The sequence below is a fragment of the Protofrankia sp. CiP3 genome (assembly GCF_917627345.1).
GTDB lineage: Bacteria > Actinomycetota > Actinomycetes > Frankiales > Frankiaceae > Protofrankia.
The window spans coordinates 14,933-15,952 of sequence record NZ_CAKJTM010000104.1; the positions used below are offsets into that span (position 1 = coordinate 14,933).

Genomic DNA, 1,020 nt, shown 5'->3' on the forward strand with positions numbered 1-1,020 from the left:
ATACCGCAGCGTGGAGTCAGTGTGACGGTGCCCCGCGAAAGCGGCGATCGCGTGGACCTCCCAGCCCATCCTGGCCAGGTCCGTCAGGCACAGGTGCCGGGTCGTGTGCGTGGAGAACCGCTCGACCCCTGAGGCCAGGGCGATCCGGCGGACCACCTTTGACCAGGTCCACAAGCTCAACGGCTGGGCGTGGTTGCGCCGCGACTCCGACAGGAACAATGGCCCCCTCGCTCGGCTCACCGAAACCCGGTGCGCGAGGTATTGCGACAGCAGGACCCCGGTCGAGGCCGAGTACGGCACGACGCGCTCCAGCCGGTTCTTCGTCGTCTCCGCCCGGACCCGCAGCGTGCGGTGCGCCGGGTCGATGTCATCGGTACGCAGCGAGCACAACTCCTCGCGCCGCAGCGCGGCATCGTAGGCCAGCGCCAGCATCAGGCGGTTACGCGCCGGCTCCCGGCCTGCCTCCTCCAACAGCCGCAGCCACTCCTGCTCGCCGGGAATCCACGGCAGCCTGGTCAGCCGCGGCACCAAGCCGCGCTGCGCTCCGCCAGCCCGTCCGCCGGGGGTGTAACGGCCCCGACCCACCGGATTGGACTCCCGCAACCCCTCTTCCATCAGAAAGTCGTAGAACAGCCGGACCGGCACCAGACGCTGCTGGATCGTGGCGTTCGCCAGCCCGGCCCCCGAGTCGATAGCCACCACGTTCGCGCCCCGCAGGCTCGGCCGCGACGTCAGCTCCCGCACGAAGACGGCGACGTGGGCACGGTTCGCGGTGACCGGGTCGACGTCCTCCCGCTCGCACATCAGCAGGTACTCGGCCAACCCACGCGCGTAAGCGTCGACCGTCCTCGGAGCCCGACCGAGATCCGTCCAGATCTGCAGCCACACCGCCGCCTGCTCGTGCCGGCCGAGCACCGGCCACTTCTCCGTCAGCACCGTTGTGCCGCTCAAGCCGTCTCCCAAGTCCGTGGTCGCATCGGGGAGACACGATCACCCCGGCCAGATTCCACGTAACTTCTA

General features: G+C 69.5%; 1 protein-coding gene. It reads right to left on the reverse strand.

Annotation, left to right across the window (positions count from 1 at the left end):
• Positions 1–951: site-specific integrase (locus MJ797_RS22495; protein WP_239340925.1), on the reverse strand; the 951-nt coding region annotated here is incomplete at its 3' end.
• Positions 952–1,020: the final 69 nt, after the last annotated feature.